Raw genomic sequence first — 1,662 nt, 5'->3', positions numbered from 1 at the left:
GGTTGGGGGAGTTTCTGGAGGGGTTGGGGTTTCCGTCGGGGTTTCCGGCGGATTTTCCGTCGGTGGTGCCACGGGTGGCGTAGTTTCTCCCGTCGCGTGAGGAGACTGTACTAGCTGCTCGACGCGGGGAAAAACCGTCTCTGGGGGTTCTTCTTGGGCAATTGCCGTCCCGTGAAATAATCCGAAAATAGCCAGCAGCAGGGCCAGCGAGGAGTATCGCCTCGAAAAATTGAGATTTTTAAGCACTTCCACACACCCAGTAACACCATTATGGTTTTGTTTGTTTTCTCTGCCCGAGAAATTTAACGAACGTTAAAACTCTAGCAGATCACTTACTCTCAGTAAATCCCAGCTTGACCGGTGACTCAAGAGATGCTGCCTCAGGTCTGATATTTGTCAGCCGTCAGCATTAAGTTTTTATCTTGCCATATCTTAGCTTTTTCTGGTTTGGCTCTATCCCAATTCACCATCGAGGATTATTGCCACCTCGGTGGGCGCACAATTAGTTACGCCGGGGCAGATGTTAACGTCTCGTTTGTAATAACTGTACCAGTTGCGAGACCTGTTGGCGATTGAACATTTGCATCAGCGTACTAGCTACTAATTCCGGTTCCAGGGTAATCAGGATTTGTGGTAATTTGGCGGTGGCTAATAATTGCAATTCTTGACTGACGGTGATTTCTTCCCCGCGACCCCATTCTAATAGATCACCGGCTTGTTTTAATTCCTTAATAATAACTGGGGCGAGAGTACGATAGGAATGTTTGGGGTTAGCCAGGGCCGATTGGGCATTTTTAACTAAATATTGCCATTGTTGCTGTTCTGAAGCCAATTGAGACAGAGATAAAATTAGTTTTTGTAATTGCTGACGGGAAGTGCTGGTTTCTTGCTGTTTGAACAGTTGTAACATCTGTTTGAGGATATCTCTGACGCTGATGGAGATAGAAGGGGCTGCCGCAATAGCTGGGGTCGATTTTCCCTGGCCGAGAAGATAGTTAAGATGGGCCTGTAATTCGGCAAAAGTCGCTTCACCGTTTTTAACGATCGCGTCAGCTGCCTTGGCTTGCAAACCTAAGGGCTCCTGCAGCTTATCGATCAATATCTGAAGCAGATCATAACTCTTGAGGAACAAAGACTCTAATTTTTGATCCACTTCTAGGGGATTTTCTTTCAGTATTTTAAGAGCATCCTCAAGACGGTGAGCAGTTTTTTGGATACTGCCATAACCTAACATGGCCGCCCCCCCCTTGACGGAATGGACGGCACGAAACATCTCGTTCATCTGTTCATTGTTGTTGACGAGATTGCCTAAGTCTAAAATCCCCTGTTCCAAAGTTTCCAGGTGTTCTTTTGCTTCTTCGATGAAATAGCCGAGAATTTTCTGAGCGTTAGCAGAGTCCAAAGTCTTATCCCCTTTATCACGATGCTGTCTAGTCCTAGATTGCCCAGTTTTTCAGGAAATATATCAGTTATAAGGTAATGGCTAGGAAAACTGGTGGCTCTTCTGGTTTATATGTGGAAACGAGGTCTATACTAGACCTCCTGCAAAAATAGGAACTGATTATGTAAAATAAAGTAAAACACTCAGAAAAACAATGACTTACGAAAAAGTAAAAAATTTGAATCCAGAAGAGTTTAAACGCTTTTGTGGAGTATATCCTG

1 protein-coding gene and 1 pseudogene are annotated in these 1,662 nt (G+C 44.8%); both read right to left on the bottom strand.

Annotated features, from left to right (window positions below; all coding sequences use genetic code 11):
* Nucleotides 1-246 (bottom strand): annotated as a pseudogene (locus IQ234_RS20700) (outer membrane protein assembly factor); the annotation flags it as partial.
* A gap of 277 nt (nt 247-523) precedes the next feature.
* Nucleotides 524-1,402 carry an Hpt domain-containing protein gene (locus IQ234_RS20695; RefSeq protein ID WP_110577669.1) on the bottom strand — a complete coding sequence of 293 codons (879 nt, stop codon included), beginning with the start codon at nt 1,400-1,402 and terminating at the stop codon, nt 524-526.
* Between the last annotated feature and the right edge of the window lie 260 nt (nt 1,403-1,662).

It is taken from the genome of Microcystis aeruginosa LEGE 91341 (genome assembly GCF_015206885.1).
In the GTDB taxonomy this organism is placed as follows: Bacteria; Cyanobacteriota; Cyanobacteriia; order Cyanobacteriales; family Microcystaceae; genus Microcystis; species Microcystis aeruginosa_H.
The sequence above is the reverse complement of the archived record's forward strand: the minus strand, read 5'-3'. Positions and strand labels throughout refer to the sequence as shown.